Source organism: Sediminicola arcticus (genome assembly GCF_040566695.1).
Lineage (GTDB): Bacteria > Bacteroidota > Bacteroidia > Flavobacteriales > Flavobacteriaceae > Sediminicola > Sediminicola arcticus.
Genome location: NZ_JBEXAE010000018.1, coordinates 1 through 1,470 on the forward strand (window position 1 = coordinate 1; position 1,470 = coordinate 1,470).

2 protein-coding genes are annotated in these 1,470 nt (G+C 36.0%); both read right to left on the reverse strand.

All coding sequences use genetic code 11. From position 1 onward, the window contains the following. Nucleotides 1-42: 42 nt before the first annotated feature. The gene (locus tag ABXZ36_RS15750) at nt 43-534 is read right to left on the reverse strand and encodes a transposase (protein ID WP_354616638.1); all 492 of its coding nucleotides are present in this window, start codon (nt 532-534) and stop codon (nt 43-45) included. Nucleotides 535-612: 78 nt separating this feature from the next. Continuing rightward, complete coding sequence (locus ABXZ36_RS15755) at nt 613-1,116, reverse strand: IS110 family transposase (RefSeq protein ID WP_354616639.1); 504 nt, start codon at nt 1,114-1,116, stop codon at nt 613-615. Between the last annotated feature and the right edge of the window lie 354 nt (nt 1,117-1,470).

Below are 1,470 nucleotides of genomic sequence, written 5' to 3' on the forward strand. Positions count from 1 at the left end.
TCATAGGTACTGTGTTAAAAAACAAGTTTTTTCTTTAAAATATTAGGAAACAAATTGAGCAATCAATTTGTTATCCCGCGCAGCAAGAGCTTCATGCTTTTGCTGCTTTTTTGTTTCAAACTTCGCATCGTAAACTTCTTCATTCTTCCACAAGGTGTACATCAATATCAACAACTTTCTTTGAACTGCAATTAAGGCTACCAATGGCTTTGCTTTATTCGGTTTAAGTCTATTATAGAATTGTTTCAATGTTGGATTACAACGCACGCAAGTCATTGAGGGCATGTGTAAAGCAGCTCTGATGTGACTGTTCCCTCTTTTACTAATTCTGGTTTTGCCCTTAAAATTGCCAGACTCTCTTAATATGATATCATAACCTGCATAGCTGGCCAGTTGTTTTGTATTAACTATAGATTCAAATCCTAAGGTCTCTCCTACTACCGTAGCTGCAGACTTAAATGAAATACCCGGTATATTCGTTAGAAAGTCAATTTTCCGTTTGAGCTCTTCGTTTTCAGATATCAGTTCTTGCATCTCTTGTTCTATAATCGCTATCTGAGCATTGAGAAGCTTTAATCTGTTCTTATGCCTTTTTACAGCTTTAAAATTTTTTTAAACTCCTGAATCGATTGCTCCTTGGCGATTGTTTTCTGTTGTTCTATCTTTCAACAAAGAACTGCGCTCCCTGCTTAATCCTTTCAATTGCTGCAACTCCTCACTGGGTGGATGCCAAAGACGAATAGTCCGTTCCAAACCAAGCATGCTCAGCATTCTACTGTCTAGAGCATCGGTCTTTGAACGTTGATCTAAACTTTGCGCATAGCGCTTTACTCTACCTGATTGCATCACACAAACAGCATAGCCCTTAGAATGTAAATAATGGGCTATGCCTTGGTGGTACACTCCCGTAGCTTCCATCACTATCAAAAAATCTACACTGCTATCAACTAATTTCTTTAGCCATTTTAAAAGCGTTTTGTAGCCAAACAAATCATTGGAAACATCTTCATGTGAGATAAACTCTTTCTCTAGTTTACCTGTAAGAAAACCTAAAGACAATGATAACTTCAATTTTGAAACATCAATACCTAAACTTTGTTTTAAACGCTTTTCCATATCCTATTTTTTAAAGCTGAAATTCTCTTTATCACCTTTGCTCGCATTTGATTCGATCTCTGTGCTATAGGATCTAGGTACTGTTCAGATTCTAAGAAAATTATAGAAGGGCCGGATTTCTATGAAACGATATCACTTTTTGTGTATCTAGCCGAGAACTCGATATCACTTCTATTTAAGCTTATTATTAATTATCCAAGCTAATGCTTTAAAGCATTAGCTTGGGAAGAGTATGAAACCTATGAAACGATATCTTTATAAAGTATCTAGCCGAACCTCGAAATCACTCTTCTTTATCAACCCTTTTGTTATACTAAATATCTTATCTTCAAACTTAGAAACAAACATACGAGC